General features: G+C 64.6%; 24 protein-coding genes. 8 read left to right on the forward strand and 16 right to left on the reverse strand.

Translation table 11 applies throughout. The features are described from left to right. Positions 1-86: 86 nt before the first annotated feature. The 3 genes from BA190_RS05095 to BA190_RS05105 are packed head-to-tail and all read right to left on the reverse strand — an operon-like array spanning position 87 to position 2960. Entirely contained in the window at positions 87-1229 is a 1143-nt protein-coding gene (locus tag BA190_RS05095) for an extracellular solute-binding protein (protein WP_082979463.1), read from the reverse strand. A 37-nt stretch (positions 1230-1266) separates the two neighbouring features. After that, the gene (locus BA190_RS05100; RefSeq protein ID WP_068283547.1) at positions 1267-2079 is read right to left on the reverse strand and encodes an ABC transporter permease; all 813 of its coding nucleotides are present in this window, start codon (positions 2077-2079) and stop codon (positions 1267-1269) included. After that, positions 2076-2960 (reverse strand): ABC transporter permease, encoded by an 885-nt coding sequence (locus BA190_RS05105; protein ID WP_245314559.1) that lies wholly within the window; start codon positions 2958-2960, stop codon positions 2076-2078. Before BA190_RS05105 ends, BA190_RS05100 begins: the two co-directional genes overlap by 4 nt. A 127-nt stretch (positions 2961-3087) precedes the next feature. On the opposite strand from BA190_RS05105, the gene dapF reads away from it, so the two are divergent. Then, positions 3088-3963 carry a diaminopimelate epimerase gene (gene dapF / locus BA190_RS05110; protein ID WP_068283550.1) on the forward strand — a complete coding sequence of 292 codons (876 nt, stop codon included), beginning with the start codon at positions 3088-3090 and terminating at the stop codon, positions 3961-3963. Between the two features lie 252 nt (positions 3964-4215). Here dapF and BA190_RS05115 read toward each other — a convergent pair whose 3' ends face one another. Both BA190_RS05115 and BA190_RS05120 read right to left on the reverse strand, forming a co-directional pair. Next, on the reverse strand, positions 4216-5469 hold the full coding sequence (locus tag BA190_RS05115; protein ID WP_068283553.1) for an MFS transporter: 1254 nt from the start codon (positions 5467-5469) through the stop codon (positions 4216-4218). A gap of 148 nt (positions 5470-5617) precedes the next feature. After that, on the reverse strand, positions 5618-7093 hold the full coding sequence (locus BA190_RS05120) for a mechanosensitive ion channel family protein (protein WP_156771364.1): 1476 nt from the start codon (positions 7091-7093) through the stop codon (positions 5618-5620). A gap of 155 nt (positions 7094-7248) precedes the next feature. Between BA190_RS05120 and BA190_RS05125 the strand changes: the two genes are divergently transcribed. After that, entirely contained in the window at positions 7249-8136 is an 888-nt protein-coding gene (locus BA190_RS05125) for a LysR substrate-binding domain-containing protein (RefSeq protein WP_068283560.1), read from the forward strand. 216 nt (positions 8137-8352) lie between these two features. After that, positions 8353-9771: an aspartate ammonia-lyase gene (gene aspA, locus BA190_RS05130; protein WP_068283562.1), complete on the forward strand. Its 1419-nt coding sequence runs from the start codon at positions 8353-8355 to the stop codon at positions 9769-9771. A gap of 25 nt (positions 9772-9796) precedes the next feature. Here the strand turns inward: aspA and BA190_RS05135 are convergent, their stop codons facing one another. Genes BA190_RS05135 through BA190_RS05145 form a run of 3 tightly spaced genes read right to left on the reverse strand, consistent with a single transcriptional unit; the run spans position 9797 to position 11393 of the window. Continuing rightward, a complete protein-coding gene (locus tag BA190_RS05135) occupies positions 9797-10291 on the reverse strand; it encodes a GNAT family N-acetyltransferase (protein WP_068283565.1) in 495 nt (164 codons plus the stop codon). Beyond that, positions 10288-10815 (reverse strand): GNAT family N-acetyltransferase, encoded by a 528-nt coding sequence (locus tag BA190_RS05140; protein WP_068283569.1) that lies wholly within the window; start codon positions 10813-10815, stop codon positions 10288-10290. The genes BA190_RS05135 and BA190_RS05140 overlap by 4 nt, the downstream gene beginning before the upstream one ends. After that, the gene (locus tag BA190_RS05145) at positions 10812-11393 is read right to left on the reverse strand and encodes a helix-turn-helix domain-containing protein (protein WP_156771365.1); all 582 of its coding nucleotides are present in this window, start codon (positions 11391-11393) and stop codon (positions 10812-10814) included. Before BA190_RS05145 ends, BA190_RS05140 begins: the two co-directional genes overlap by 4 nt. A 115-nt stretch (positions 11394-11508) precedes the next feature. Here BA190_RS05145 and BA190_RS05150 point away from each other — a divergent pair, with 115 nt between their 5' ends. After that, positions 11509-12072 carry an SIS domain-containing protein gene (locus BA190_RS05150; RefSeq protein ID WP_068283572.1) on the forward strand — a complete coding sequence of 188 codons (564 nt, stop codon included), beginning with the start codon at positions 11509-11511 and terminating at the stop codon, positions 12070-12072. A gap of 5 nt (positions 12073-12077) precedes the next feature. Here the strand turns inward: BA190_RS05150 and BA190_RS05155 are convergent, their stop codons facing one another. The 5 genes from BA190_RS05155 to BA190_RS05175 form a co-directional block, all read right to left on the reverse strand. Next, positions 12078-13628 (reverse strand): ankyrin repeat domain-containing protein, encoded by a 1551-nt coding sequence (locus BA190_RS05155; protein ID WP_068283575.1) that lies wholly within the window; start codon positions 13626-13628, stop codon positions 12078-12080. A 209-nt stretch (positions 13629-13837) separates the two neighbouring features. Next, on the reverse strand, positions 13838-14503 hold the full coding sequence (locus tag BA190_RS05160; RefSeq protein WP_068283577.1) for a GntR family transcriptional regulator: 666 nt from the start codon (positions 14501-14503) through the stop codon (positions 13838-13840). 101 nt (positions 14504-14604) lie between these two features. Then, positions 14605-16206: an amidase gene (locus BA190_RS05165; protein WP_082979464.1), complete on the reverse strand. Its 1602-nt coding sequence runs from the start codon at positions 16204-16206 to the stop codon at positions 14605-14607. A 274-nt stretch (positions 16207-16480) separates the two neighbouring features. Continuing rightward, positions 16481-16957, reverse strand: a complete 477-nt coding sequence (locus BA190_RS05170) for an SRPBCC family protein (protein ID WP_068283580.1) — start codon at positions 16955-16957, stop codon at positions 16481-16483. Beyond that, positions 16954-17298, reverse strand: coding sequence for a helix-turn-helix transcriptional regulator (locus BA190_RS05175; RefSeq protein ID WP_068283583.1), 345 nt, complete (start codon positions 17296-17298; stop codon positions 16954-16956). The genes BA190_RS05170 and BA190_RS05175 overlap by 4 nt, the downstream gene beginning before the upstream one ends. Before the next feature lie 555 nt (positions 17299-17853). Here BA190_RS05175 and BA190_RS05180 point away from each other — a divergent pair. Further along, complete coding sequence (locus BA190_RS05180) at positions 17854-18495, forward strand: alpha/beta family hydrolase (RefSeq protein ID WP_068283592.1); 642 nt, start codon at positions 17854-17856, stop codon at positions 18493-18495. A gap of 9 nt (positions 18496-18504) precedes the next feature. Here BA190_RS05180 and BA190_RS05185 read toward each other — a convergent pair whose 3' ends face one another. Both BA190_RS05185 and BA190_RS05190 read right to left on the reverse strand, forming a co-directional pair. Then, positions 18505-19311 carry an alpha/beta fold hydrolase gene (locus BA190_RS05185; RefSeq protein WP_068283595.1) on the reverse strand — a complete coding sequence of 269 codons (807 nt, stop codon included), beginning with the start codon at positions 19309-19311 and terminating at the stop codon, positions 18505-18507. A gap of 324 nt (positions 19312-19635) precedes the next feature. After that, complete coding sequence (locus BA190_RS05190; RefSeq protein WP_068283598.1) at positions 19636-20124, reverse strand: GFA family protein; 489 nt, start codon at positions 20122-20124, stop codon at positions 19636-19638. An 89-nt stretch (positions 20125-20213) separates the two neighbouring features. Between BA190_RS05190 and BA190_RS05195 the strand changes: the two genes are divergently transcribed. Beyond that, positions 20214-20567, forward strand: coding sequence for a lysozyme inhibitor LprI family protein (locus BA190_RS05195; RefSeq protein ID WP_068283602.1), 354 nt, complete (start codon positions 20214-20216; stop codon positions 20565-20567). Between the two features lie 96 nt (positions 20568-20663). Beyond that, positions 20664-22472, forward strand: a complete 1809-nt coding sequence (gene lepA / locus BA190_RS05200; protein WP_068283605.1) for a translation elongation factor 4 — start codon at positions 20664-20666, stop codon at positions 22470-22472. Between the two features lie 114 nt (positions 22473-22586). Here lepA and BA190_RS05205 read toward each other — a convergent pair whose 3' ends face one another. Further along, complete coding sequence (locus BA190_RS05205; RefSeq protein ID WP_068283909.1) at positions 22587-23255, reverse strand: sulfite oxidase-like oxidoreductase; 669 nt, start codon at positions 23253-23255, stop codon at positions 22587-22589. An 87-nt stretch (positions 23256-23342) separates the two neighbouring features. Between BA190_RS05205 and BA190_RS05210 the strand changes: the two genes are divergently transcribed. Next, positions 23343-25388 (forward strand): M3 family metallopeptidase, encoded by a 2046-nt coding sequence (locus BA190_RS05210; protein ID WP_068283609.1) that lies wholly within the window; start codon positions 23343-23345, stop codon positions 25386-25388. Positions 25389-25447 lie beyond the last annotated feature (59 nt).

Consider the following 25447-nt stretch of genomic DNA (forward strand, 5'->3'; position numbering starts at 1 on the left):
GTCGGGGAGGGATTGTCGCGCTTCAACCGTCCCGGCCGAGCCGTGCAGATCCACCAGCTATGAAGCTGGAAGGACTTTCTCCCAAATTACGCACCCTTGGCGATGCGGTCCCAGGTCTTGGTCCACTCGTCCGTGTGCTTGTCCCAATAGGCGGCGTCGGCGAAGGTCAGCGAGGCCATCTTGCCGGTGGGGTCGAAGGCTGGCAGCGCCTTGACCTTGTCCGTCAGCTTCACCTTGGTGGGATCGAGCGCCGGCGGGTAGCTCTGCCCCTCCGCCACCGCGATCATCACTTCGGGCTGCAGCATGAAGTTGAGCAGTTCCTCGCATTCGGCCATCGGGGCGCCCTTGAGCACCAGCAAATCTTCCATCCAGGCATAGGAGCCGGGCGGATCGAGATAGCCGATCGGCGCGCCCTGGGCCTGCAGGGCGGCGACGCGTCCCGACCAGGCGTCGGTCACCACCACCTCGCCCTTGGAGAGCAGGTCCATCAACTCGGCGCCCGACGACCAGTATTTCTTGGCAAGGTCGCGCTGCTCGCGGACCTTGTCCCAGACGGCATCGATGTCCTTGATGGCATTGGGGTCCTGCCCCAGGGCAAGCGCCGCGTACCAGACGCGGGTAATCATGTTGCCGTAGCCGCCGATCTTGTCCTTGTATTTGGGATCGAACAGCAGATTGACGCCCTTCTCCTTGGCCTCGGCCTCGGAGATCACCTTGGTGTTGTAGGCGATGCCGGTGGTGCCGTAGTCGTAGGGCACGCAGGACAGGTCCGGCGAGATCTTGCGGAACGGCTCGAACATCACCTGCATGATGTTGGCCATGTTGGGGATGTTGGCGTCGTTGAGCTTGGTGGTCAGCCCGGCATCGACATAGCGCTTGTAATATTCGACGCCGGAGGAATGGATCACCTGGAACTCGCCGGGCGAGGCGGTCTTGACCTTGGTGATGATCTCGTTCTCGTCGCCGAAGGTGCCCTGCACCACATTGTTGCCGGTTTTGGCCGTGTAGGGCTTGAAGGCGTATTTATCCATCGCCTCCTGCACGCTGCCGCCCCAGCCGTCGAAGCGCACCTCCTTGGCGGCGGCGAGCGCCGAGCTGCCCCATTTCAGATTGATGCCGGCCCCGGCCGCCGCTGCCGCGGTGAGGCCGAGGAAGGTGCGGCGGCTCATGCCGCCATTGAGATAGCGCTCCTTGAGGCGCTCCAGGCGCCTGGTCTGCGACATTTTCATTGGTCTGGTTCCCCTCCTGGTGGTTTTATGACTGGCCCTAGCGAATGCCGCGGGCGAGATAGCGGGCAAGGCCGCCGCCGATCAGCGGCACACCCACGGTCAGCAGGATCATCAAGGCGCCGAGGGCGTTGATCTCCGGGCTGATGGAAACCTTCAGCATCGACAGGATCTGCGTCGGCATGGTCTCGACGCCCGAGGGGCGCCAGAACAGGCTGGCGGTGACATTGTCGAAGGAAATGGTGAAGACGAGCAGCAGGCTGGCGATGACGGCCGGCATCAACAGCGGCAAGGTGATCTCGCGGAAGGTGTGGAAGCGGTTGGCGCCGAGCGACAGGGCCGCTTCCTCATAGACCTTGCGGATGCCCACCAGCCGCGACTGCACCACCAGGATGACATAGGGCAGCGCCAGCATGATGTGGCCGAGCACCAGCAGCACCAGTGTGCGCGGCTGCTGGGCCCAGCGCATCAGGAGCAGCAGGCCGACGCCGAGCACCGTTTCCGGCACCAGGGCAGGGGCGATCAGCAGCGTGTTGATGAACTGCTTGCCCGGGAAATCGTAGCGCACCAGCGCCATCGCCCCCATGATGCCCAGCACCGTGCAGACCACCGCGGTGATCAGGGCGACCCAGAGCGAGGTCTTGAAGGCGCGGATCACCGCCTCGTTCTCCATCAGCTTGCTGTACCAACGCAGGCTGAAACCGGTCATCGGGAAGCCGCCGAATTGCGAATCGTTGAAGGAGAGGATCACCACCACCAGGATCGGGGCGAACATGAAGATGTAGACGAGGACGGTGAAGACCTTCACGGCCTGCCAGGACCAGTCCTTTTCCGCGCCGGGCAAGTCGCTCATTGGCTCAACCCCTTGAAGATTCGCGACAGGCCCATATAGCGGCTGTAGATCGCCGCCACGATGCCGAGCAGCACCAGCAGCACGATGGAGAGCGTCGAGCCCAGCGGCCAGTTCAGCTGCGTCATGATGGTGTCGTAGATCAGATTGCCGAACAAGGCGTCGCGGGTCGAGCCCAGCACCTGCGGGGTGACGTAGCTGCCTGCCGCCAGCACGAAGCAGAGCAGCAAGCCCGCCATCAGGCCCGGCAGGGACAGCGGCAGCACCACTTCGCGGAAGGCCTGGCCCTGGGTGCAGCCGAGCGTGCGCGCTGCCGAGATCAGATTGCGGTCGATGCCCTCGAGGCTGACATAGATGTTGAGGATCATGTAGGGCAGCAGGAAATGGATCATGCCCATGATCACCGAGCCCTGGGTGTAGAGCATGCGCAGCGGCTCTGAGATCAGGCCGATTTTCATCAGCACCACATTGATGATGCCCTGCTCGCCCAGAATGTGGATCCAGGAGAAGGTGCGGATGGTGAAGCTGATCCAGAAGGGCACGATCAGGAGGAGCAGCAGCAGCCATTTGTGCCGCGTGCGCGTCATCGCAATGAAATAGGCCGGCGGATAGCCGAGCAGCGCGCAGAGGATGGCGGTGATGGCCGCCACCTTCACCGTCTTCCACAGGAAGAGGTGGTAGAAGCTGTCGGTGAAGAATTCGTGCCAGTTCGCGGTGGTGAAGACCTGTTTCTCCACCCCTGCCGTGACGAACTCATAGAAGCTGAACACCGTCATGATGACGATGGGCACCACCATCAGCACGGTGAGGACGATCAGGGTCGGGGAGAGCAGGTACCAGGGGCGCAGCCGGTCGCGTGCAGAAAGCTGCTGGCCTGCCATCATGTCCCCACGCTGTTCCCTGGAAGTAATATTTGTTTCGTTCAGGGTGGATCTTCTCTAGGCATGTGTCAATTGCCGGACAATACAAATCCGGCCGTGGTTACCACCCGTGCCATGAGGCCCCGCTCCGATGCTGTTGCCAGACTATCTCGCCCAAGCGGTACCGCCCGGCCTCGAAGGGCTGAAGCCCTTCGTCAAGATGCACGGCCTCAGGAACCACTTCGTCATCTTCGACCAGCGCGTGCATCCGCGCGCCCTGCCGGTGGCGGATATCGTGCGGCTGTGCGACGTCGAGGCTGGGGTGGGGGCGGAGCAGGTGCTCACCATCGAGGCACCGACGCCGGCCGGAATGGCCGGGGGCAGTTATGCCCGCATGCGCATCTTCAACATAGACGGGCGTGAGGCCGGGGCTTGCGGTAACGCCACGCGCTGCGTCGCCTATATCCTGCTGGAAGAAAGCGGGCGGGACGAACTGGTGCTGGAGACGGGCGGTGGCCTGCTGGCTTGTCGCCGCGCCGGGTCGATGGCCGTGGCGGTGACGCTGGGGCCGATCGTGATGGGGTGGGAACAGATTCCGCTCGCCCGCGAGGCCGACACCACCCGCCTGCCGCTCACCAGCGGCCCGCTTCGCGATGGCCTTGCCCTGAATATCGGCAATCCGCATGCGGTGTTCTTCGTCGAGGACCTCGATGCCGTCGATGCCCGGGCCGTGGCGCCGGCTATCCAGAACGATCCGCTGTTCCCGGAAGGCGTCAATGTCGGCATGGCCGAGGTGGTGGATTCGGCCACGCTGCGGCTGAAGGTCTGGGAGCGGCCGGGCATCCTGACGCAGGCGTGCGGCACCGGCGCCTGCGTCGCCGCCTATGCCGCCCGCCTGCGTGGTCTCATCGATGGCGACCACGTCGCCATACATTTGCCGGGCGGAACCCTCTCCATCGAATTGCTGCCGGAGGGCTACGCGATCATGACCGGGCCGGTGGCCATATGCTGCCTCGGCTATGCCTGAGAGAGAGCTGGCCGCGCTTGTTCTTTCTCCCAGGATGAGGCGCGGATCATCCTTCCCCGACTTCGGGGAAGGTGTCATTTTGTAGAAATGACGGAAGGGGGAGTGTGGCGCGACGATGCCAATTTTGGCCCGAGAATCATCACTCTCCCCCACCCGACCCGACTTTGCCGGGCCACCCTCCCCGAAACCGGGGAGGGATTGTCGTGCTTTATTCGGCTTGGTCGGAATTATGATGTGCGCTGTCCGCAAGCATCAGGCATGGCGCAGGCGCGAGCTGAGGCCTGAAATCTCGATGACGGTGGCCGCCGGGGCGCCTTGTACGCGCGGGCGGGGTGGCGGCATGCGCGTGCCGATGGTGAACATCACGGCGCTGGCTGCGGCAAAGGCTGCGAAGGTCAGGAACATGCCGGTACCCCCGAAAGCGCCGAGCATCAGGCCGCCGAGTGCCGGGCCGAAGAAATTGCCGATGGTCGAGAAGGAGTGGGCACCGAAATAGCTGCCCCGGTTGCGGGCATTGCAGATGCCGTCCACCAGGAGATATTCGGAGGGCACCACCAGGATCTCGCCGATGGTGAACAGCACCATGAAGAGGGCGAAGCCGGTGAAGTCATTCGAGGTCAGGAAGCCGAGCTCGCTGGCGAGGATGAGCACGCAGCCCATCACCATGGCATGCAGGGCGCCGACCTTTTCGATCAGGCGGCGCGCGAACAGATTGCCGACGAGCACCACCAGCCCGTTGATGGAGAGGAGATAGGCGAAGATGTCGACGCCGCCTTCCATCGTGGCGCCGAGATAGGGAGCAAGGGTGGCCGACCACTGGCCGTAGACGGCGAGCAGGAGAGTGCCGCCGCCAACGAAGAAGGCGAGCCGCGGATCCCGTGCGGCCGAGCGAATGCTCTCGATGACGGAAGGTTGCCGATGGCTTTCGCTCTTTTCGGCATCGACGGTTTCGGGTGTGCCGAGCAGATGCAGCGCGATGGCGAAGACCGCGTAGATGCATCCGGCCACGATGAACATCGCGCTGAGCGCTGTCCCGGCGGCAACGCCGATCAGGGGCCCGACGGCCCATCCTGCATTCGCAACCATGTAGCGCCAGGAGAAATATTTCAGGCGTCGCTCGGGAGGGCAGATATCGCTCATCAAGGCACGCGATATCGGCTCGTAGACGGCGATCGATACGGCCGCGACGATCTGGGCCGCGCAGAAGGCCGTGACCGATTGCGCAAATCCCATGCCGATCAGGGCCAGGGCCGTCAGCGACAGCATCAACACCAGCATGAGGACCCGGCCGACCCTGTCCGACAGCGAGCCGGCGAAGGGAGCCGCGATGGCACCCAGAAGCGGTCCGGTGCCGAGCAGGATACCAATGGCGGCAGGTCCCAGCCCGAAGGATTTCTGCAGTTTCACCGCGAGAAAGGACAGGCTCATCGCGCGGGCCACACTGACGAGGCCCGATCCGGCGATCAGGAAATAAACGAAACGAAGGCGGCGCGAATCGGGGTTCATCGTCTGATTCCGGGCGGGATTGCGACCCTTTACTATGGCGTGCTCGGCTTCACCACTTCCTTCCCGGGACCGCCAGCATCTTGCAGGCTCTTCCATTCAGCAAACGCGCCATTTCCAAGTGCCGGCAGGGCGCTTGCGGTCCCAGGGGTCACGTCTTGAAGAAGGCACGGATCTGCGCCAGGAACTGCGCGGGCGGGCCGGGCTGCGCATAGAGAGCGGCCGCCTCGTCGCGGGCGAGAAAGGCCTGGCCCCGGCGGACCGAAGCCTCGAACGCCTCGGCCAGCCCGGGTTCGGCAGCGAGGACGGGATCGAGATCCTCCTTGCGCAGTTCGAAGACGATGCAACGGGTCAGGGCCAGGATCGTGCCTGGATTGGGGGCGCCGGTAATCACGCCCAGCTCGCCGAAATGATCGCCCGGCCCCAGCCGGCCCACCACATGCGAGTGGTCGCGGATGGTACGGCTCGCTTCCAGCACGCCGGAGGCGACCACCAGGAGGGAGGCGAGCGTTCCGCCTTGCGACACCAGCGTCGCCGTTGCCTCGAGGTGGCGCTTGATCATCTTGCTGGAAAGATCCGCCCGCTGCTTCGGCGAGAGCTCGCGGAACAGGGGAATATCGGCAAGAAGCTGTTCGGGCGGCAGGGTTTCCAGCGGACCGAGATTGACCTGGACCGGGCCGATCGGCGTCGACATGGCACCTGGATTGACCAGCCGGATGCCGTGATAGTGGAATTGCCGCAGCACCTGTCCGAGCAGGGCGCTCTTGACCTTGCCGAGATGGTCCGTGTGCGCGACTGAAAAGCTGATGTCGTAGCTGTTGGTGCGGGCGCCGATCCGAGCCAGCGAGGTTCCGGGAGCGGGGCTGGAGAGAACCTGCGCCGTCAGCAGGGCCGCATGGCGCAGATATTCCAGCACGAGATCCGGCCGGGCCGTGGAATCGCAGGCAACCTGGACCGAATCGTCGCGCCGGGTGCTCGGCCGGCTGCGGTTGATCACCCGCGACTTGGAGATCAGGCTGTTGGGAATGGTGACGATGTCGTTGCCATCGGTGCGCACATGGATGGAACGCCAGTTGATCTGGACGATCACGCCCTCGAAGGAACCGTCTATGCCGATGCGGTCGCCGACCACATAGGGATGCTCGATGCCCACCGCGATGCCGGCGAAGACGTCGGCCAGCGTGTTCTGCAGCGCCAGGGCCAGCACCACGGCGATGATGCCCGAGGTGGCCAGGAGGGCGCGGACGGGCAGGTCGAACACGAAATTGACGATCGCCAGCACGGCGGTGAGATAAGTCAGGCCGGCCAGGAGGTCCGAAGCGATCTTGGGCTGGTTCGATTCGCGCTTCTGCCAGAGGATCAGGGGCAGGATGCCCACCGCCAGCCTTGCGCCGAGCAGCCACCACAGGGCGATCAGGCCGCGCTGCCAGGTGGCGATCCGCGTGTCGGCGTCGAGCACGGGTGCTGCCGGCATGCCGCCGACCCGCAGGACCAGCAGGGTGAAGAGGCAGAAAAGGCCAGCCGCGACACCGATTCGCAGCCAGGCCGGTTGCCAGCCGATCCGCCAGTTGAGGATGATCACGGCCGCGAGGGCCGTGGCGAGGATCAGTTCGGAGAGCAGCGACACCGGGGCCACGCAGCAGGACGAAAGGGCGGCATGATTGCATCACTCCGCGCTGCATGCCAGAGCGGGAATGCGGCAGGGCCCAAGACGAAACCAAACATGGCAAACGATCCAGCCTCTCAGCACCTGTCCGTCTCGTCACACAGGAAGGAACGGTCTTGGAACTGAAATGGCTTGAGGATTTCCTGAGCTTGGCCGAGACGCGCAGCTTCTCGCGCTCGGCGACGGACCGCAACATCACCCAATCGGCCTTCAGCCGGCGCATTCGGGCGCTCGAAGTCTGGCTGGGCACCGAACTGCTGGATCGCAGCACCTTTCCGATCACCCTGACCGCCGATGGCCGGCAGTTCCGCGAAACGGCGGAGGAAACGGTGCGCTTGCTCACCCTGGCCCGTTCGCAGTTCCGCAGCCGCCAGGAGGGCAGCAAGCTGCCGGTGTTGGCCGTCACCGCGCTGCATGCCCTCTGCCTGACCTTCCTGCCAGGCTGGCTCACGCAGATCCGGCGCAAGGTCGGCCCGGTAACGAGCCGCGTGCTGCCGGAGAATTTCCACACCTGCATCCAGGCCCTGGTGGAAGGCGGCTATGATTTCCTGCTCACCTTCCATCATCCCAATATCTCGGTGCCGCTCGATCCTGAGCGCTTTGCCTTTATCACCGTCGGGCGAGACAGCCTGGTTGCGGTGGCGGCACGGCCCGAACGCCGCAGCTGGCAGGCCGGCGACGAGCGTGTGCCGCTGCTGCATTATTCCCGCGGTTCCTTCCTGGGGTTGCTGGCCGCCATTGCCCAGGCCCGCGAAGGTGCGCCGGCGACCTATCTTGCCCATACCAATGAAGGCTCCATGGCCGAGGCCCTGAAGTTCATGGCGCTGGACGGCCATGGCGTGGCCTGGCTGCCGCGCAGCCTGGTCGCCGACGAGATCGCCGAGGGATCCCTGGCCGTGGTCGCGCCGGAAATGCCGATGGATATCCGGCTCTACCGAAGCGCGGACCGCTCCCGGCCCTTCGTCGACCGGGTCTGGAGCGCGGCGCGGGAGGCTTCCGGCTGAAGGTTATGCAGATTTGGAATAGGCTTTGCCGCGATAGCATTGGCGGGGAGTTCCGGTCGGGCGTATGAGCCTTCCCAGCGCGGCGGAACGGAGCCGGCAAAGCAAGACCTGCCTCGTTCCGCCCGCTATTTCACGATCCACCAGCGCGCTTGCGCGCGACGCTGCAACTCGCCATCGCCTGGGGAGACCCTGGCGCTTGGCCGGAGGAAACCTGCCTTGTCCGAGATCGCCTTCCGCCTCGAGCACGACCTCTTGGGTGACCGCGAGGTGCCCGTCGATGCCTATTACGGCGTCCACACCTTGCGGGCCGTGGAGAACTTCCCGATCAGCGGCCAGACCCTCGCGACCTGCCCGGACCTGATCCGGGCCCTCGCTTCGATCAAGCAGGCGGCGGCGCTGGCCAATCGCGAGCTTGGCCTGCTCGATGAGGCGCGCACCGCCGCCATCGTGGCGGCCTGCGAGGAGATCAGGGCCGGAGCGCTGCACGACCAGTTCGTGGTCGACCTCATCCAGGGCGGCGCCGGCACGTCCACCAACATGAATGCCAATGAGGTGATCGCCAACCGGGCGCTGGAACTCCTCGGCCATCGGCGCGGCGAGTACGGCCAGCTGCACCCCAACGAGCACGTCAATATGGGGCAGAGCACCAACGACGTCTATCCGACTTCGCTCAAGATTGCGGCCTGGTTCGGCATTCACCGGCTGATCGAGGCGATGGGCGTGCTGCGTCGGGCCTTCGAGGCCAAGGCGGAGGAATTCGCCGACATCCTTAAGATGGGCCGTACCCAGCTGCAGGACGCCGTGCCGATGACGCTGGGCCAGGAATTCGGCACCTATGGGCTGATGCTGGCCGAGGACGAGGCTCGGCTCGCCGAGGCGGCCGGGCTGATCCGCGAGATCAACATGGGCGCCACCGCGATCGGCACCGGCATCACCGCCCACCCGCTCTATGCCGGCATCGTCTGCAAGCGCCTGGCCGAGATCACCGGCATCGACCTGATCACCGCGCCCAACCTGGTGGAGGCCACCCAGGATTGCGGCGCCTTCGTGCAGCTTTCCGGTGTGCTCAAGCGCGTCGCCGTGAAGCTCTCCAAGACCTGCAACGATCTGCGCCTGCTCTCCAGCGGGCCGCGGGCCGGGCTCAACGAGATCAACCTGCCGGCACGCCAGGCCGGCTCCTCGATCATGCCGGGCAAGGTCAATCCGGTGATCCCGGAGGTGGTCAACCAGGTTGCCTTCGAGGTGATCGGCAATGACGTCACCATCACCTTCGCGGCCGAAGCCGGGCAGCTGCAGCTCAACGCCTTCGAGCCGATCATCGCCTACAGCCTGTTCCGCAGTGTCGAGCATCTGCGCGCCGCCTGCCTGACGCTGGAGAAGAACTGCATCACCGGCATCACCGCCAATCGCGAACGCCTGCGTGCCAGCGTCGAGCAGTCGATCGGTATCGTTACCGCCCTCAATCCCTATATCGGCTACCGCCATGCCACCGAAGTGGCGATGGAAGCCCATGCCACCGGGCGCGGTGTCTACGAGCTCGTGCTGGAGAAAGGGCTGATGCCGCGCGAACAGCTCGACGCGGTGCTGCGGCCGGAAAACCTCACCCGACCGCAGCCCTTCGAGATGAAGCTGTAGGCGCGATTGTGAATGCCTCTCGGCATCAGCCGTTCAGGGTCTTCTGCATGAAGACCAGATCGAGCCAGCGCCCGAATTTCTGGCCGACTTCGGGCATGCGTGCCGTCTCGGTGAAACCGAAGCGCCGATGCAACGCGAGTGAGGATTCGTTGCCGGCCTCGATGCCGCCCAGCATGACATGCTTGCCGGTATCGCGGGCCGTGCCGATCAGGGCATCCAGCAGGGCAGCGCCCGCCCCCCGGCGGCGCGCCGACCCGGCGACATAGATCGAGTGCTCCACCGTATGGCAATAACCGTCGAAGGGCCGCCAGTCGCCATAGCTGGCATAGCCGATCGCCGTGCCCTCGGCGTCCGCAACGAGGATGGGATAGCCCTGGCTCCTGCGCAGATCGAACCAGGCCTGGCGGTTGGCGAGGTCGACCGTGTTCCAGTTCCAGATCGCCGTCGAGTTCAGCACGGCATCATTGTAGATCGCGAGGATATCAGGCAGGTCGTCAGGGGTGGCGGGACGGATGATCATCGATCCAAATCTTTCCAGAACAAGGTGGTGTCGCAATAGCCGCCCTGTGGCCAGAGCGCATAGCGCGGAATGACGCCGGCCTTCTGCCAGCCAAGATTTTGATAAAGCCGCTCGGCAGACGAGCCGGTCGCTGTGTCGAGGCAGAGCACGATGCGCCCTTCGGCCCGGGCGCTCTCCTCCAGGGCTGCCATCAGCGCGCCGGCGATGCCGAGATTGCGGCCGCGCCGATGCACCATCAGTTTCTGCACGTCGGCGCGATGGGGCTGGTTCGCGCGATTTTCCGGGCTGAGCAGCACGGTACCGACCGGCTGGCCGTCGAGATAGGCGACATGCAGCAGGGTGCTGCCCTCGGCCACGCGTGTGGCGACGCCGCGCCAGAAGGCTTCGGCCTCCTCGCGGGCAAGCGGCAGCATGAAGCCGATGGAGGCTTCCCCCTCGACGCAGTCGATCAGGATCTCTGCCAAAGCGGGCACGAGTGCCTGCGCCTGCTCCGGCGTTGCAATGGCGATGGTAAGGTCGGTCATCGGGAAACCTGTCGCGAGGGGCAGAGCATGACGAAGTAGCGCGCCGGCTCATCGCCTGGATTGTGGAACATCACCAGCTTGTCGAGCCGCATATGCAGGCAATCGCCCGGCTCCAACGGAAAGGCCGCGCCATCGACCGTCATGGCGAGGCTGCCCGATTGCAACCAGACCAACTGGTCGAAGGAGGTTGCCTGCGGTTCGAAGGGGATCAGGGCGCCGGCTGGCAGCTCGACCTCGACAAGATCGAGGATGCCATTGGCCGTGGCGGGCGAAACCGAGCGGCGCAGATAGCCGGTGGCCGGATCGCGCCAGAGCGACTGCTCGGCCCGCCGGGCCAGGGGGGAAGCCGCCGGTTCCACGGCGGCGAACAGGGTCGACAGGCTGACGCCGAGGCCGCCGGCGAGGCGGGCCAGCAATTGGGCGGTGGCGCTCGACTCGCCGCGCTCGATGCGCGAGATCATGGCGCGGCTGACCCCGCTGGCAGCAGCGAGCTGATCGATCGTCAGATGCATCTGGCCACGCAGGGCCTTGATGCGACCGCCCAACTCCCTATCGATGGTGATATCGCTTGATTCCATAATGTAAGAATATTTATCCACTATAGTGGAGTCAAGTTCGCAGAGCCCTGTTGCAGATCGGCTGGCATGAGCCTAGAACCTAGTTCGTTTTCTTAAGCAACAAATTGGACCTGCCATGTCGGAGACCATTCCCGCCCTCAGCCTGCGTGCACTCGATGATCTTGCCGCGGTGGTGAAGGCCCTCCCTGACGATGCGGCCGACGGCTTGATCGAAGCCCTCGCCACGGCAGGACGCATCGCCATCTACGGCGCCGGGCGCGAGGGGCTGCAGATGCGGGGCCTGGCCATGCGCCTGTTCCATCTCGGGCTCGACATCCATGTCGTCGCCGACATGACGGTGCCGCCGATCGGTCAGGGCGACCTCCTCTTCGTGTCGTCCGGCCCGGGGGCTTCCAATATCGGCGATGCCTTGATCGGCGTCGCCCGCAAGGCCGGAGCCAAGGTTGCGGTGGTCACGGCCCAGCCCGAGGCGCGCACGCCCAAGCTCGCCGACATCGTCTTCACCGTTCCGGCCCAGACTATGGCGGATGACCGGGGCGGCGGGGTTTCGGTGCTGCCGATGGGCTCGCTGTTCGAGACGGCGCAGATGCTGGTCTTCGAGATCATCGTGCTGAAGCTGCGCGATCGTCTCGGCGAAACCGCCGAGACGATGCGGGCGCGCCACACCAATCTGGAGTGATGCCGTCAGGCCGCCGGCGAGGCCTGATCTTTGAGAAAGGCCGAGACGGCGTCTGAAAAATCATAGCCGTCGAAGGCCGAAAGCGGCACGCCGTGCTCGACCAGGGCCCGCGCACAGCCGACATAGTCCTGCGGCACGATGCCGGCGATATCCTCCGCCTGGCTGGCATAGGAAAGCGTGCCGAGGACATTGTTGCCGAAGCCGTGCTCGGTGCGCCAATCGGCTCCCTCCTCCAGGAGCAGCCGCAGCATGGCAGCATCGCCCTGGAACATCGCCTTGTTCAGGGCGGTCGCCGACCATTCATGCTCCTTCACCTCGCGGGGCCAGCCCAAAGCGAGCATGACGCGGACGGCCTCGATCGCACCATTGCCGGCCAGCAAGGGCAGGGTTCGCAACTGCCTCTCGCTGAGGCGGCCGAAAATGTCCGGCTCATTGGCGAGGATTTCAGCCGCGGTCGCCCGGTCTGCCCTCGTGCAGGCCGCGACGAAGGCCTCTTCCCGCGTGAGGTCTTCCTCGACACCCAGCGCCTTGAGCATCTCGATCACGTCGGTGCGGCCCTGCTCCTGGGCAAAGCGATAAAGGCTCATGCCGTCATCGCTGGTCGCGCGCAGGTCGGCGCCGGCATCCAGCAAGGTTCGGATATGGGCGGCGGAGCGCCCCCGCAGGATGGCATGGTGGATCCAGGACCGTTCCCTGGCATCGCCGCCATGGGCGAGCAGCAGCCGGAGCGTGTCGAGCTTGTCGAAATCGAGCACGCGGCCCAGCGCATTGGTGCCGGTGACGCGCGCGCCGGCCGCGAGCAGCAGGCGGGTACCGACGTCGTCGGAACTTTCGACGGAATGATAGAGGGATTCGTTGTCGTTGGGATCGGCGCCAGCCTCGATCAGCAGCCGGATCATCGCCTCGTCATGGGTGCGCCCGGCCGCGCCATAGAGCACGGAAAGCGGCGAATCCGGCCAGCGCGGGTCCGTCCAGGTCGCGTTGACGTCCGCGCCATGGGCGAGCAGCACGCGGGCGCAGGCGAGCAGCTTCATCTTGAAGCCCGGCTCGCGGATGAGGCCGGAATGGCTGACGCCGATCAGGGGAGGCATGGCGAGCGGGCCGCCGCTGCGGTTCGCGAAGGCAGGATCCTCGGCGATGAGGGCCCTGAGCCGAACCTCGTCACCGGTGATGCAGGCGAGCCAGGGGTCCTGCGCGAACAGGGCCGGCTGTTCGGTGAGGGTGCGGTGCGCCAGATGACGCTGGGCCGCATTGCCCTCCAGCACCCAGGCGAGCCAGGTTCGCAGTCTTTCGGCCGTGGCGCTGCGCGTCCACTCGACATAGTGCTTGAGCTCGCTCCAGGACCGGAAGCCGTAATCACGCGCGATGACGGACTGGGCGTCATGCAGAGCGAGCTCGCGGCCAGCGAGCCTTGCCGGATCGACGCTGCGGGCCGAGGGCAGGCTTTCGGCAAAATGGCGAAGGGCCTCGCTCTCGCCATTGCGGGCGGCGCGCAGGAGCTGCTTGGCCTGGTTCTTGAGGTGCGAAAGGTCGGGCGAAACCGGAAGGGTCTTCATGGTGCCTCCATGTGCGCAGAGCCGAAGACCCGCAATCGGCTGCACAGGGGCAGGTCGTCCTGATATTCGGTATGTGAGGGGGCTGAGCCCTTCCCGCGGGTCCGGAGGCGTCTCGCAGCGCCGAAGCGGAGCTTAGGGCGTTTCTTGTCCGGAGGGAAGTCCCGACCAGCCGTGCAGCGATCGGCTTTCTTCGGGAAGATCGGTGGTCGCTATGCTCCGGCGAGGCGGGATTTGCCGAGCGACGCCATGAGATCGCCGAAGCGTTCGCCCTGGATGGCGACATGGGCGCGCAGATGGTCCGCGGCGCGCTGGGTTTCGCCCGCGCGGATGGCGGCGACGACCGCTTCATGCTCCTCCTGCGAGGTCTTCATGCGGTTGCGCACGCGCAGTTGCAGGCGGCGGAAGGGCGCCAGGCGCTTGTTGAGGGCCAGGGCCTGGCCTGCGAGGAACGTGTTGCCGCCGGCGCGATAGATGATGCGGTGAAAGATCTCGTTCTCATAGTAATAGGCGTCGGGATCGCCCCTGGCGGCTGCCTCCTGGCAGGCAGCCAAGGCCGCGACGAGTGCTTTTTCGTCCTCGGCGAGAAGACGGCGGGCGGCAAGGCGGCCGCACATCGCCTCCAATTCGGCCATGACCTCGAACATTTCCATGAGCTGGCTGGGGTCGGGCGCACTCACGACGGCGCCGCGCCGCGCCCGCAATTCCACCAGACCGGCGGCGGCGAGTTGCTGGAGCGCTTCTCGGATCGGTGTGCGCGACACGCCGAAACGCTCGGCAAGGGACACTTCGTCGAGACGCTCACCCGGCTTCAACTGGCCGGTGGCAATCTCGTCCTCGATCGAATCCCGCAATTGGGTGGCTCGGCGCTCGGTCATAGGCCCATATCGCGCCTTCTGCCGATGCCGGCAAGCCGTGATTGCCTTCACGGCGCCGCGAAGGGCGAGGCATGCCGGTTCGGCCGCCTCGCCTGTTGGCGTCATGCCGGCTTGAGCGCCGGCGGCAGCCTGTTCTGTGGCCAGCCGGTGGCCTGCTCATAGGCGTAGGCGAGCTGCAGCACGGACATCTCGGCATGGTTGCGGCCGACGAGCTGCATGCCCATGGGCAGGCCGCGTTCGTTGAAGCCGACAGGCACGCTCATCGCCGGACAGCCGGACATGGTCACCGGGATCACCACCTCCATCCAGCGATGATAGGTATCCATCGCGCGGCCGTTGACTTCCTTGGGCCAATGCGTGGTGGCGTCGAAGGGGAACACCTGCGCCGACGGCAGGATGAAATAGTCGTAGCGCTCCATGAAATTGCGGACCGCTTGATACCATTGCGTGCGTGCGGCGGCGGCATCGGAGAGCTGGACGGCACTGAGCTTGAGATAGTTCTCGATCTCCCATTGTGCCTCGGGCTTGAGCAAGGCGCGCTTGGCCGGATCGTCATAGAGCACCTTCAGGCCGGAGCCGGTCTGCCAGGCGCGCAGCGGCAGCCAATTGCGCCAGACATTCTCGATCGGATAATCGGGCCTGGCTTCCTCGACGGTGCAGCCGAGCGTTTCGAAGGTCTTGAGCGCCGTCTTGCACAGCTCGAGCACGCCCGGCTCGAAGGGCAGATAGCCGCCACAATCACCGAGCCAGGCGATGCGCATGCCCTTGAGATCGCGCTTCAGGGGCTCGGTGAAACGCGTGGGATCCTCATGGAGCGAAAGCGGTGCGGCAGCGTGATAGCCCGACTGCACCGCGAGCAGCAGGGCGAGGTCCGAGACATTGCGTGCCATCGGTCCGTTCACGCCCAGCGCGGCGTCGAACACGTCGGCGCCCGGCGAGGGCACCCGCCCGAAGGAGGTGCGGAAGCCCAGCACATTGTTGAAGGCCGACGGATTGCGCAGCGAGCCGGCATGGTCGCTGCCATCGGCGACCGGCAGCATGCGCATCGCGAGGGACACGGCGGCCCCGCCGCTGCTGCCGCCGGAAGTCTTGCTGTGATCATAGGCGTTCAGGGTAGTACCGAAGACCTGGTTGTAGGTCTGCGATCCCAGCCCGAACTCCGGCGTGTTGGTCTTGCCGACGATGATGCTGCCCGCGCGCTTCATGCGGTCGACGAAGATCGCGTCGGCCTTGGGAATGCGGTCCTTGAACAGGGGCGAGCCCTGCGTGGTGCGGATGCCCTTGGTGTCGGCCAGGTCCTTGATCGCCTGCGGGAAGCCATGCATCCAGCCGGCATAGTCGCCACGGGCGAGCTGGGCGTCGCGCTCTCCGGCCTGCTTGATGAGGTCGCCGCGCTCCTGCCGTGAAACGATGGCGTTGACGGTGGGATTGAAGCGGTCGATGTGATCGAGATAGGCCGTCATCACCTCCACGCAGGAGATGGATTTCGACTTGATCGCTTGCGAGAGCGGGATGGCATCCATCATCACGATGTCTGAGGGCGCTGTTTTCGCCAGGGCCGGGCCAGGCCGGGCCGCCTGGCCGACAAGAGCGGCCGATGCCGCGCCGGTCAAACCCTTCGCGCTCAGATTCAGGAAACCGCGTCTGCTGAAGCCACGCTCCTGCGTGGGTTGCGACGTGCCGCCGCGTTGCTTGCTGGCCATGGGACACCTCCTCGATCAACCTTCTGGATGAGGTTGTGTCCACACATTGTCAGACTATGTGTCTCTTATCAATTAAGTTGTATACAAAAATATCAATCAATAATACATAAATGGCATTTACTTATGCAGTAAGCAAACCAAGATTTTGCGATGCGCGCGCTACGCGTAAGAGCATGATTGCTGCGTGGCGTGAATGATGCGGCAGGACAACTGAATTGCGGCCGCAATGTCGGGTTGATGCCGGGGATCCCGAAGGCCTGCCCTGGCGGCGCGGTTATCCCCGGTCTTCGACCAGTGCCGCCAACTGCCCAATCACCGTACCCCAACCGTCATGGAAGCCCATCTTTTCATGCAAAGCGCGATCGGCGTTGCTCTTGTGCATGACATGGGCGCTGTAGTCGGTCCCGTCCGGGTGGTCGGCGAAATCGATGATCGCCGTGATGAAAGGCTGTTCGGCAGGGCGCCAACCGCCGGTGAGCGCATTGGTGAACACGATGCGCCGCTGATCGTCGACGGTCAGGAAGCAGGCGTCGAGATGGGGCTGGAAGGCGCCGCCATCCTCGCTGATCCGGGTCACGAAGGCGCCGCCGGGCGACAGGTCCATCTCGACGACCCGGCATCGGGCTGGGGCCGGCACCCACCATTGCTCGAAAAGGGCGCGTTGGGTCCAGGCCTGCCACACGGTGGCCCGCGGAGCCTTGATGATCCGGGTGATCTGGAGGTCGCGTTCGGGATCGAAGCGGCGGCTCATGTCGGCTGTTCCTTGTCGCGCATGGAAGCGACGACGCGTTCCAGCCTGTCGGTTCGGCCTTCCCACACGGCGTGTTGCGCGGCCAGCCAGCCCTCGACGGCGGCAAAAGCCTGTTTTTCGATGGTGCAGGTTCGTACGCGTCCGTGCTTGCGGGTGCTGATCAGGCCGGTACCTTCGAGCATGCGGATATGCTTCATGAAGGAGGGCAGGGCCATGTCGAAGGGCTCGGCGAGGTCGCTGATGCTGGCCGGTCCCTGCCCCAGGCGCCCGAGCACGGCACGACGAGTTGGATCCGCCAGGGCCAGGAAGATCTCGTCGAGCTGCTCGGTACGATAAGCCATTAGGCTAAGTATCAGATCGGTGTCCGACCTGCAAGGACCTCGTCCGGCCATGGCTCCGAACCCGGCTGCCAAATATGCAATTCAAACAATTTGAATAATAATTGTGACTCGAAATCGAGCGCACAAGCGTATTGACGATTGCCATGACCTTCAGTCTCGATAATATGAAGGTATGAGTGACGGAAGGTAGTTGCGTGTCGAGGGCCCAAGCGGATCGATCAATGTGTTAACCGTCTCAACCGAAACAAGCGACGTGTTGGTAACTGGGCAGGCTGGTACCAGACTGAATTGGAGGAAATAATGTCCTGGTTGGTTTGCATCCTCCTATATTGCTTATCTTCCTCGATCATGGCTTCTTTGCTTGGGCAATTGCTGCGTGAAGAACGCGTGTCCTGAATGTGAACGCATTCCAAGAATTTCTTTCCTTCTTGAAGGCAGAAGCCAACCCCTCCATCGCAATTGCATGAATCAACGCGCCGGCCTTTGATGGTGACGGGGCGTGCCCTCGGCACGGCATCACCCGCCCACGGTCCATAACAGCCTTCAGGTATCGACATGGCGCTGCGCTTCCTCACGAACGGCCCCGAGGATGCAGGGATCACCCTCTTGCTCGCGCATGGCGCTGGTGCACCGATGGATTCGGCTGCCATGTCCGCCAGCGCCGAGGCACTCGCTGCGGCCGGATTGTGCGTTGCCCGGTTCGAATTCGACTATATGGCGGCCCGGCGCCAATCGGGCGTCCGCAAGCCGCCGCCGCGCGCCGAGACGCTCGAAGGCGAATATCGCGCTGCCATCGAGGCCTTCGGGGCGGAAAGGCCGCTTGTCATCGGCGGCAAATCGATGGGTGGCCGGGTCGCCAGCATGATCGCCGACGACCTCCATGCCAAAGGCCGCATCGCGGGCCTGCTGTGCCTCGGTTATCCCTTCCATCCCATCGGCAAGCCGGGGCAGTTGCGTACGGCGCATCTCGCCGGTTTGCGCACGCCGGCTCTGATCGCCCAGGGGACGCGCGATCTTTTCGGCACGAAGGAAGAGGTTGCGTCCTACGCCCTGTCACCCCGCATCGAAATCCTGTGGCTGGAGGATGGCGACCACGACCTCAGGCCGCGCAAGGCCGTTTCCGGCTTTTCGGCCGCCGACCATCTCAAGACCATGGCGACGGCCGTCGCGGCGTGGGCCTCGCGTCTCACCGCCTGATCTGCCCGATCAGGACGGCAGCTTTCCAAGAAAGTCGAGCACCGCCCGGTTGAAGAGCGCCGGCCGCTGCAGCGGTGCGAAGTGGCTCACGCCCGGCAGAATGGTCAGCCTCGCACCGGGAATGGTGCGGGCGAGATAGGCGGCATGGTCGGGGCGGATGAACTCGTCATGCTCGCCCAGCACGATTTCGACCGGCACATCGATCGCGCCTAGGTCGCTCGCGCTGTAATTGGGCTGGGTGCGCATCATCTCGCTGACGGCGGCGACGAAAGGCTCGAATCCATCGGGCGTGGCTGAGAGCGAGGCATAGTCCTGGCGGTGCCGGGCAAAGCAGCGATCGAGCGCCGGGCTGGGCTCCATCGCCTTGGTGCCGCTGGGATCCATGTTGCAGGCGAAGAAAAACACGCCTGCCGCGCGTTCCGGGTGCTCGGAGGCCAGTACCAGGGCAACACAGGCGCCGTCGCTCCAGCCGACGAAGCGGGCCTTGTCGAGACCGAGCCGATCCATCACCGCCCGCACGTCCGAGGCCATCAGTTCATAGGAATAGGGCCGGTCGTCCCGCGTGCTGCGGCCATGGCCGCGGCTGTCGACCAGCACCACGCGATAGCCGGCGGCCCGCAGATCCTGCAATTGGTAGCCCCAGTTGCCGGCATGGCCGAGGCCGCCATGCAGCAGGACCACCGGCGGCCCGTCGCCATAGGACGCGTGCCAGATGCGGGCGCCGTCATGCTCCAGCCAGCCCTCCACATCGGCCGGCGGCAGCGGTGGTGCGCCATAGGCGTGGAAATGGCTGAGATCATCGTCTTGCGTGCTCATCGCCGTCCCTTTCCGTCCCGATGCAATCCGAAGGTCCCGGAGCGTTTTGCGATTTGGCGGAATCGCCAAGAATCGCAAAGACACGTCCAACCAAAGAACCGGAGCAAACAGGCGTTTCCGTCTAAACGCGCTTTGCTCTAAAGCGTTTTCCAGAAAGTCTGGTAGACTTTTCGGTTAAGAAAACGCGTCAAAACAAAGAGATAGAGAGAAAGTGCGATTCAAGGAAATCGTACTTTGCTCGAGGCGTCGGTTTACCACATCCGGACCAATTGCAAACAGCAAGCACCCTTGCGCAGGCATGCGGCGCTGTCCAGCCTGCCTGCTTCATTCGCTCAACAGGCCGTGGCGCCGGTGCCAGTCCTCCAGCGATTCCTCGGGATAGGTGTCGAAATGCAGATGGCCCGGACCGTCAGGTACATCGACCCAGCCGGGGGCATCGGCCAGCATCATCTCCACGATTTCCGGCGGCTTCGGCAAGGGCGTGTCGATCGCCGAGGCATGGGGATGGATGAGCTCCGGCCAGCGCGGATCCCACAGCCAGAGCGCGCTGCCGCACTCCCCGCAGAAATGCCGCCCGGCGGGCGAGCGCTGGTCGGGCTGTCCCTCTTCGCGCAACACGGCGTGATAGACGCGCAGATGCTCGCGCCCCTCCACCTTCAGGCTGTCGGCGTGGGCGCCGAGATTGATGGCATAGCCGCCCGATCCCGCCGTCTTGCGGCAGATCGAGCAGTGGCAATGCATAAAGGGGGCGGGGCTCATTGCCTCGACGCTGAATGTCACGGCGCGGCAATGGCAGGATCCTTTCAGCAGCATGTGCGTTTCCCTATAGTTTTGGTCCAGTGGACGAGATGGCCGGCTTTCGGCCGGAGCCTCCTCGCCATCCAATCCGGAAAGGATGACCCTTGAAAGGCAGATTTGTCATCATCGCCGCTGCAGCCCTGCTGTCCTCCTCCGCCGCGCAGGCTGGCGAGTATGCACCGCTCGATTGCGCCAAGGCGGCCTCGCCGGCCGAAAAGGCCGTCTGCGACAGTTACGCCCTCGGCCAGGCCGAAGCCCGCATGGCGACGCTGTACGGCGTCTCGATGTCGCTGGTGGCGATGGGCCAGCGCGGCAATATCGGCGAGGCCCAGCAGGCCTGGATCAAGACGCGCGAGGCTTGCGGCGCCGACACCGCCTGCCTCGACAAGGTCTATGGCGAAAGGATCGGCGTGCTGGACGAGGTCATTCGCAACATCGCTTCGCACGGTCCGTTCTAGACGGAGAGCCGGCAGGCCCCGTAAACCGGGGCCTGCGGCGGCCCGGAATCCCCATTTGCCCTTGGCGTTGCAATCCCTTCCTGCTATTGCGCGCGGATGAGCGAAGAACTGATCGAAAATATCCGGAATTTCTCCATCGTGGCCCATATCGACCACGGCAAGTCCACCCTTGCCGATCGTCTGATCCAGGCCACGGGCACGCTGACCGACCGCGAAATGGTCGAGCAGGTGCTCGATTCCATGGATATCGAGCGTGAGCGCGGCATCACCATCAAGGCGCAGACCGTGCGCCTGAACTATCGCGCCCAGGACGGCAAGGACTATGTCCTCAATTTGATGGACACGCCCGGCCATGTCGACTTCGCCTATGAGGTCTCGCGTTCGCTCGCGGCCTGCGAAGGCTCGCTCCTGGTGGTCGATGCCTCCCAGGGCGTCGAGGCCCAGACGCTCGCCAATGTCTATCACGCCATCGACGCCAATCACGAGCTGGTGCCGGTGCTCAACAAGATCGACCTGCCGGCGGCCGAACCCGACCGCATCAAGCAGCAGATCGAGGACGTGATCGGCATCGATGCCTCCGAGGCCGTACCGATCTCGGCCAAGACCGGCCTCAACATCGACCTGGTGCTGGAAGCCATCGTCACTCGTCTGCCGGCGCCCAAGGGTGACCGCAACGCCCCGCTCAAGGCGCTCTTGGTGGATTCTTGGTACGATGCCTATCTCGGCGTGGTCGTGCTGGTACGCATCTTCGACGGCACGCTCAAGAAGGGCCAGCGCGTCAAGATGATCGGCACCAATGCGCAGTATGAGGTCGATCGCCTCGGCGTCTTCAGGCCGAAGATGCAGGCCATCGCCGAGCTTGGGCCGGGCGAGATCGGCTTCATCACCGCCGCGATCAAGGAAGTTGCCGATACCCGTGTCGGCGACACCATCACCGATGATCGCAAGAACACCAACATCGTACCGCTGCCGGGCTTCAAACCGGCGCAGCCCGTGGTGTTCTGCGGCCTGTTCCCGATGGATGCGGCGCAGTTCGAGGATCTGCGCGCCGCCATGGGGCGGCTTCGCCTCAACGACGCCTCGTTCTCCTTCGAAATGGAATCCTCGGCGGCGCTCGGCTTCGGCTTCCGCTGCGGCTTCCTCGGCCTGCTGCACCTGGAAATCATCCAGGAGCGTCTGGAGCGCGAGTTCAACCTCGACCTGATCGCGACGGCGCCCTCCGTCATCTACAAGATCAACATGACCGATGGCAGCCATGTCGAGCTGCACAACCCGGTCGACATGCCGGATGTGGTGAAGATCACCTCGATCGAGGAACCGTGGATCCGCGCCACCATCCTGACGCCGGACGATTATCTCGGCTCGATCCTCAAGCTCTGCCAGGACCGTCGCGGCGTGCAGGTCGACCTCAATTATGTCGGCAAGCGCGCCATGGTGCAGTATGATTTGCCGCTCAACGAGGTGGTGTTCGACTTCTATGACCGCCTGAAGTCGGTATCGAAGGGCTATGCGTCCTTCGACTATCATCTGACCGACTACAAGGAAGGGGATCTGGTCAAGATGCAGATCCTGGTCAATGCCGAGCCGGTGGACGCGCTTTCGATGCTGGTGCATCGTGATCGTGCCGAGAGCCGCGGCCGTGCCATGTGCGAGAAGCTGAAGGATCTCATCCCGCAGCACATGTTCGTCATCCCGATCCAGGCCGCCATCGGCGCCAAGATCATCGCCCGCGAGACCATCCGCGCCCTGCGCAAGGACGTCACCGCCAAATGCTATGGCGGCGACATCTCGCGCAAGCGCAAGCTTCTGGAGAAGCAGAAGGAAGGCAAGAAGAAGATGCGCCAGTTCGGCAGCGTCGACATCCCGCAGGAAGCCTTCATCGCCGCGCTCAAGGTGGACGGGTAGCGCAGTTAGCTTTGTTCTGGGATTACCGGCTTTCTAACTGGCGCTTGGAAACCAAGTGCGCCGTGATTGAAGGGCTGGCTGGAAGGGTGGCGATCCCAGGAATAGGCAGCGCCCTCACTCGCTGTAGCGCTCTTCCCGCCAGGGATCGCCGCGATTGTGATAGCCGCGCACTTCCCAGAAGCCTGGCTTGTCGCGACTGGCGAACTCGATGCGGGTCAGCCATTTGGCGCTCTTCCAGAAGTAGAGCCGGGGCACCACCAGCCGCACCGGGCCGCCATGGTCTGAGGTCAGCGGCTTGCCTTCCCAGGCATGGGCGATCAGCACGTCCTCGCCCAGGAAATCCTGCAGGGAGAGGTTGGTGGTGTAGCCATCGGCCGAATGCAGCACGACATGGCTCGCCTCCGGCCTGGGGCGCACGATCTCGGCGAGAGCCAACGTGGGCAGGCCCTCGAAATGGTTGTCGTAGCGCGACCAGGTGGTGACGCAGTGGATGTCGCAGACCTGTGTCACCTGGGGCTGGGCCGAAAAGGCCGCGAAATCCCAGACGACCGGATTCTCGACCGCCCCGAACACATCGAGCTGCCAGTGCGCCTTGCCGATGTTGGGCTGCAGGCCGAGATCGAGCACCGGCCAGTCCTTGACGAGATGCTGGCCCGGCGGCAGGCGGTCGCTCTCGGGCCGGGAAGCCCGGCCGGTGAGGAACTTGCCGGCCTGGGCCCAGAGCTGCTTGGTGCGGGTGAGCTTGGAATCGGCTGGCGTCGCCGGGTCGTTTTCATCGGCCATGGTGCCCTCCAAAATCAAAAGATAATGCATATTTCAGGAGACGGAAGGTCGGCTGCTATAAGGCCGTATCCGAATCGAGGCTCCTGCATGTCCGCTGATACCAATCCCCTGCTCGCTCGCTCGTCCGCTCCCTTCGACGCACCGCCTTTCGCCGAGATCCGCGCCGAGCATTATCGCCCGGCCTTCGAGGTGGCGCTGTCCGAGAACAGGGGCGAGATCGACAGGATCGCGGGCAACGCCGCCGAGCCGAGCTTCGACAATACGGTGGCGGCGCTGGAACGATCGGGCCGGGCGCTCGACCAGGTCGCCTCGGTGTTCTTCAACCTGGCGGGCTCCGACACCAACGACGAATTGCAGGCGATCGAGCGCGAGATGGCGCCGGTGCTCTCGCGTCATCACACCGCGATTTATCTGAACGACGCTTTGTTCCGGCGCGTCGACGCCGTCTTCGCCCGCCGTGCCGAACTCGGTCTGTCGCCGGAGCAGGCCCGGGTGCTCGATCGCTATCACACCGCCTTCCGCCGGGCCGGAGCCGGCAAGCCGGAGGCGGTCAAGCAGCGGCTATCAGCGATTTCCGAACGCCTTGCCAGCCTGGGCACCCAGTTCGGGCAGAACGTGCTGAAGGACGAGAAGGCCTGGTCGATGAAGCTCGACGGCGAGGCCGATCTCGCCGGCCTGCCTGATTTCCTGCGCTCTGCCAGCGCCGGCGCCGCCGGAGATCGCGGCGAGAGCGGCCATGTCGTCACGCTCTCGCGTTCCCTGATCGAGCCCTTCCTGCAATTCTCCGCCCGCCGCGACCTGCGCGAGACGGCCTTCAAGGCCTGGCTGGCCCGCGGCGAGGGCGGCGGCGAGACGGACAATCGCGCCTTGATCGCCGAGATGGTGGCGCTGAGGGCCGAGCGCGCCAGGCTCCTGGGCTACCAGACCTTCGCCCATTACCGGCTCGACGATTCGATGGCTCGCACGCCCGAGGCGGCGCTCGATCTCCTGCGCTCGGTGTGGCTGCCGGCCCGCGGCCAGGCCGAACGCGAACGCGCGGGCCTGGAGGCGCTGGCGGCCGGTGAAGGCGACAATATCGCGCTGCAGGCCTGGGACTGGCGCTACTATGCCGAGAAGAAGCGCCGCCAGGAATTCGATCTCGACGAGGCCGAGCTCAAGCCCTATCTGCAGCTCGACAAGATCATCGAGGCGGCCTTCGACACGGCCCGGCGCCTGTTCGGCATCACCTTCACCGAGCGCAAGGACGTGCCGGTCTATCATCCCGACGTCAGGGCCTTCGAGGCGACGGATGCGGCCGGCGCCAGCATCGGCCTGTTCTATGGCGACTATTTCGCCCGGCCCTCCAAGCGCAGCGGCGCCTGGATGAGCGCCTTCCGCAGCCAGGAGCGGCTGAACGGCGCCATCAGCCCGATCATCGTCAATGTGATGAATTTCGCCCGCGGCGCGGAGGGCGAGCCGACCCTGTTGTCCTTCGACGACGCTCGCACTTTGTTCCACGAGTTCGGTCATGGCCTGCACGGCCTGTTGTCGGACGTCACCTATCCCCTGCTCTCGGGTACCGGCGTGGCGCGCGACTTCGTCGAATTCCCCTCGCAGCTCTACGAGCACTGGCTCGAACAGCCCGAAGTGCTGCAACGCTATGCCGTGCACTACAAGACAGGCGAGCCAATGCCGAAGGCCCTGCTCGATCGCCTGCTGGCCAGCCGCACTTTCAACCAGGGCTTTGCCACGGTGGAATATGTCTCCTCCGCTTTGGTCGATCTCGAAATGCATCTGCTTGATAAGGCCGAGGCCTTCGATGTCGGTGCCTTCGAGGCCAAGGTGCTCGGCGAGATCGACATGCCCCGGGCCATGGTGATGCGTCACCGCCCGCCGCATTTCCAGCATGTCTTCTCGGGCGAGGGCTATTCGTCGGCCTATTATTCCTATCTGTGGTCGGAAGTGCTCGATGCCGACGGCTTCGATGCCTTCGTCGAAGCGGGCGATATCTTCGACGGCGAGACGGCCCGCAAGCTCAGAGAGTTCGTCTATGCCGCCGGCAATCGCCAGGACGCGGCACAGGCCTATCGCGACTTCCGCGGCCATGATCCCAAGCCCGAGGCCTTGCTGAAGAAGCGCGGCCTGGCCGCCTGAGGGTGTGCCGGTCTTCTCAGCAGCATCGGCATGCCGATGCTGCGAGGCCGGCATTGACC

It is taken from the genome of Labrys sp. WJW (assembly GCF_001676615.1).
GTDB classification, from domain to species: Bacteria; Pseudomonadota; Alphaproteobacteria; order Rhizobiales; family Labraceae; genus Labrys; species Labrys sedimenti.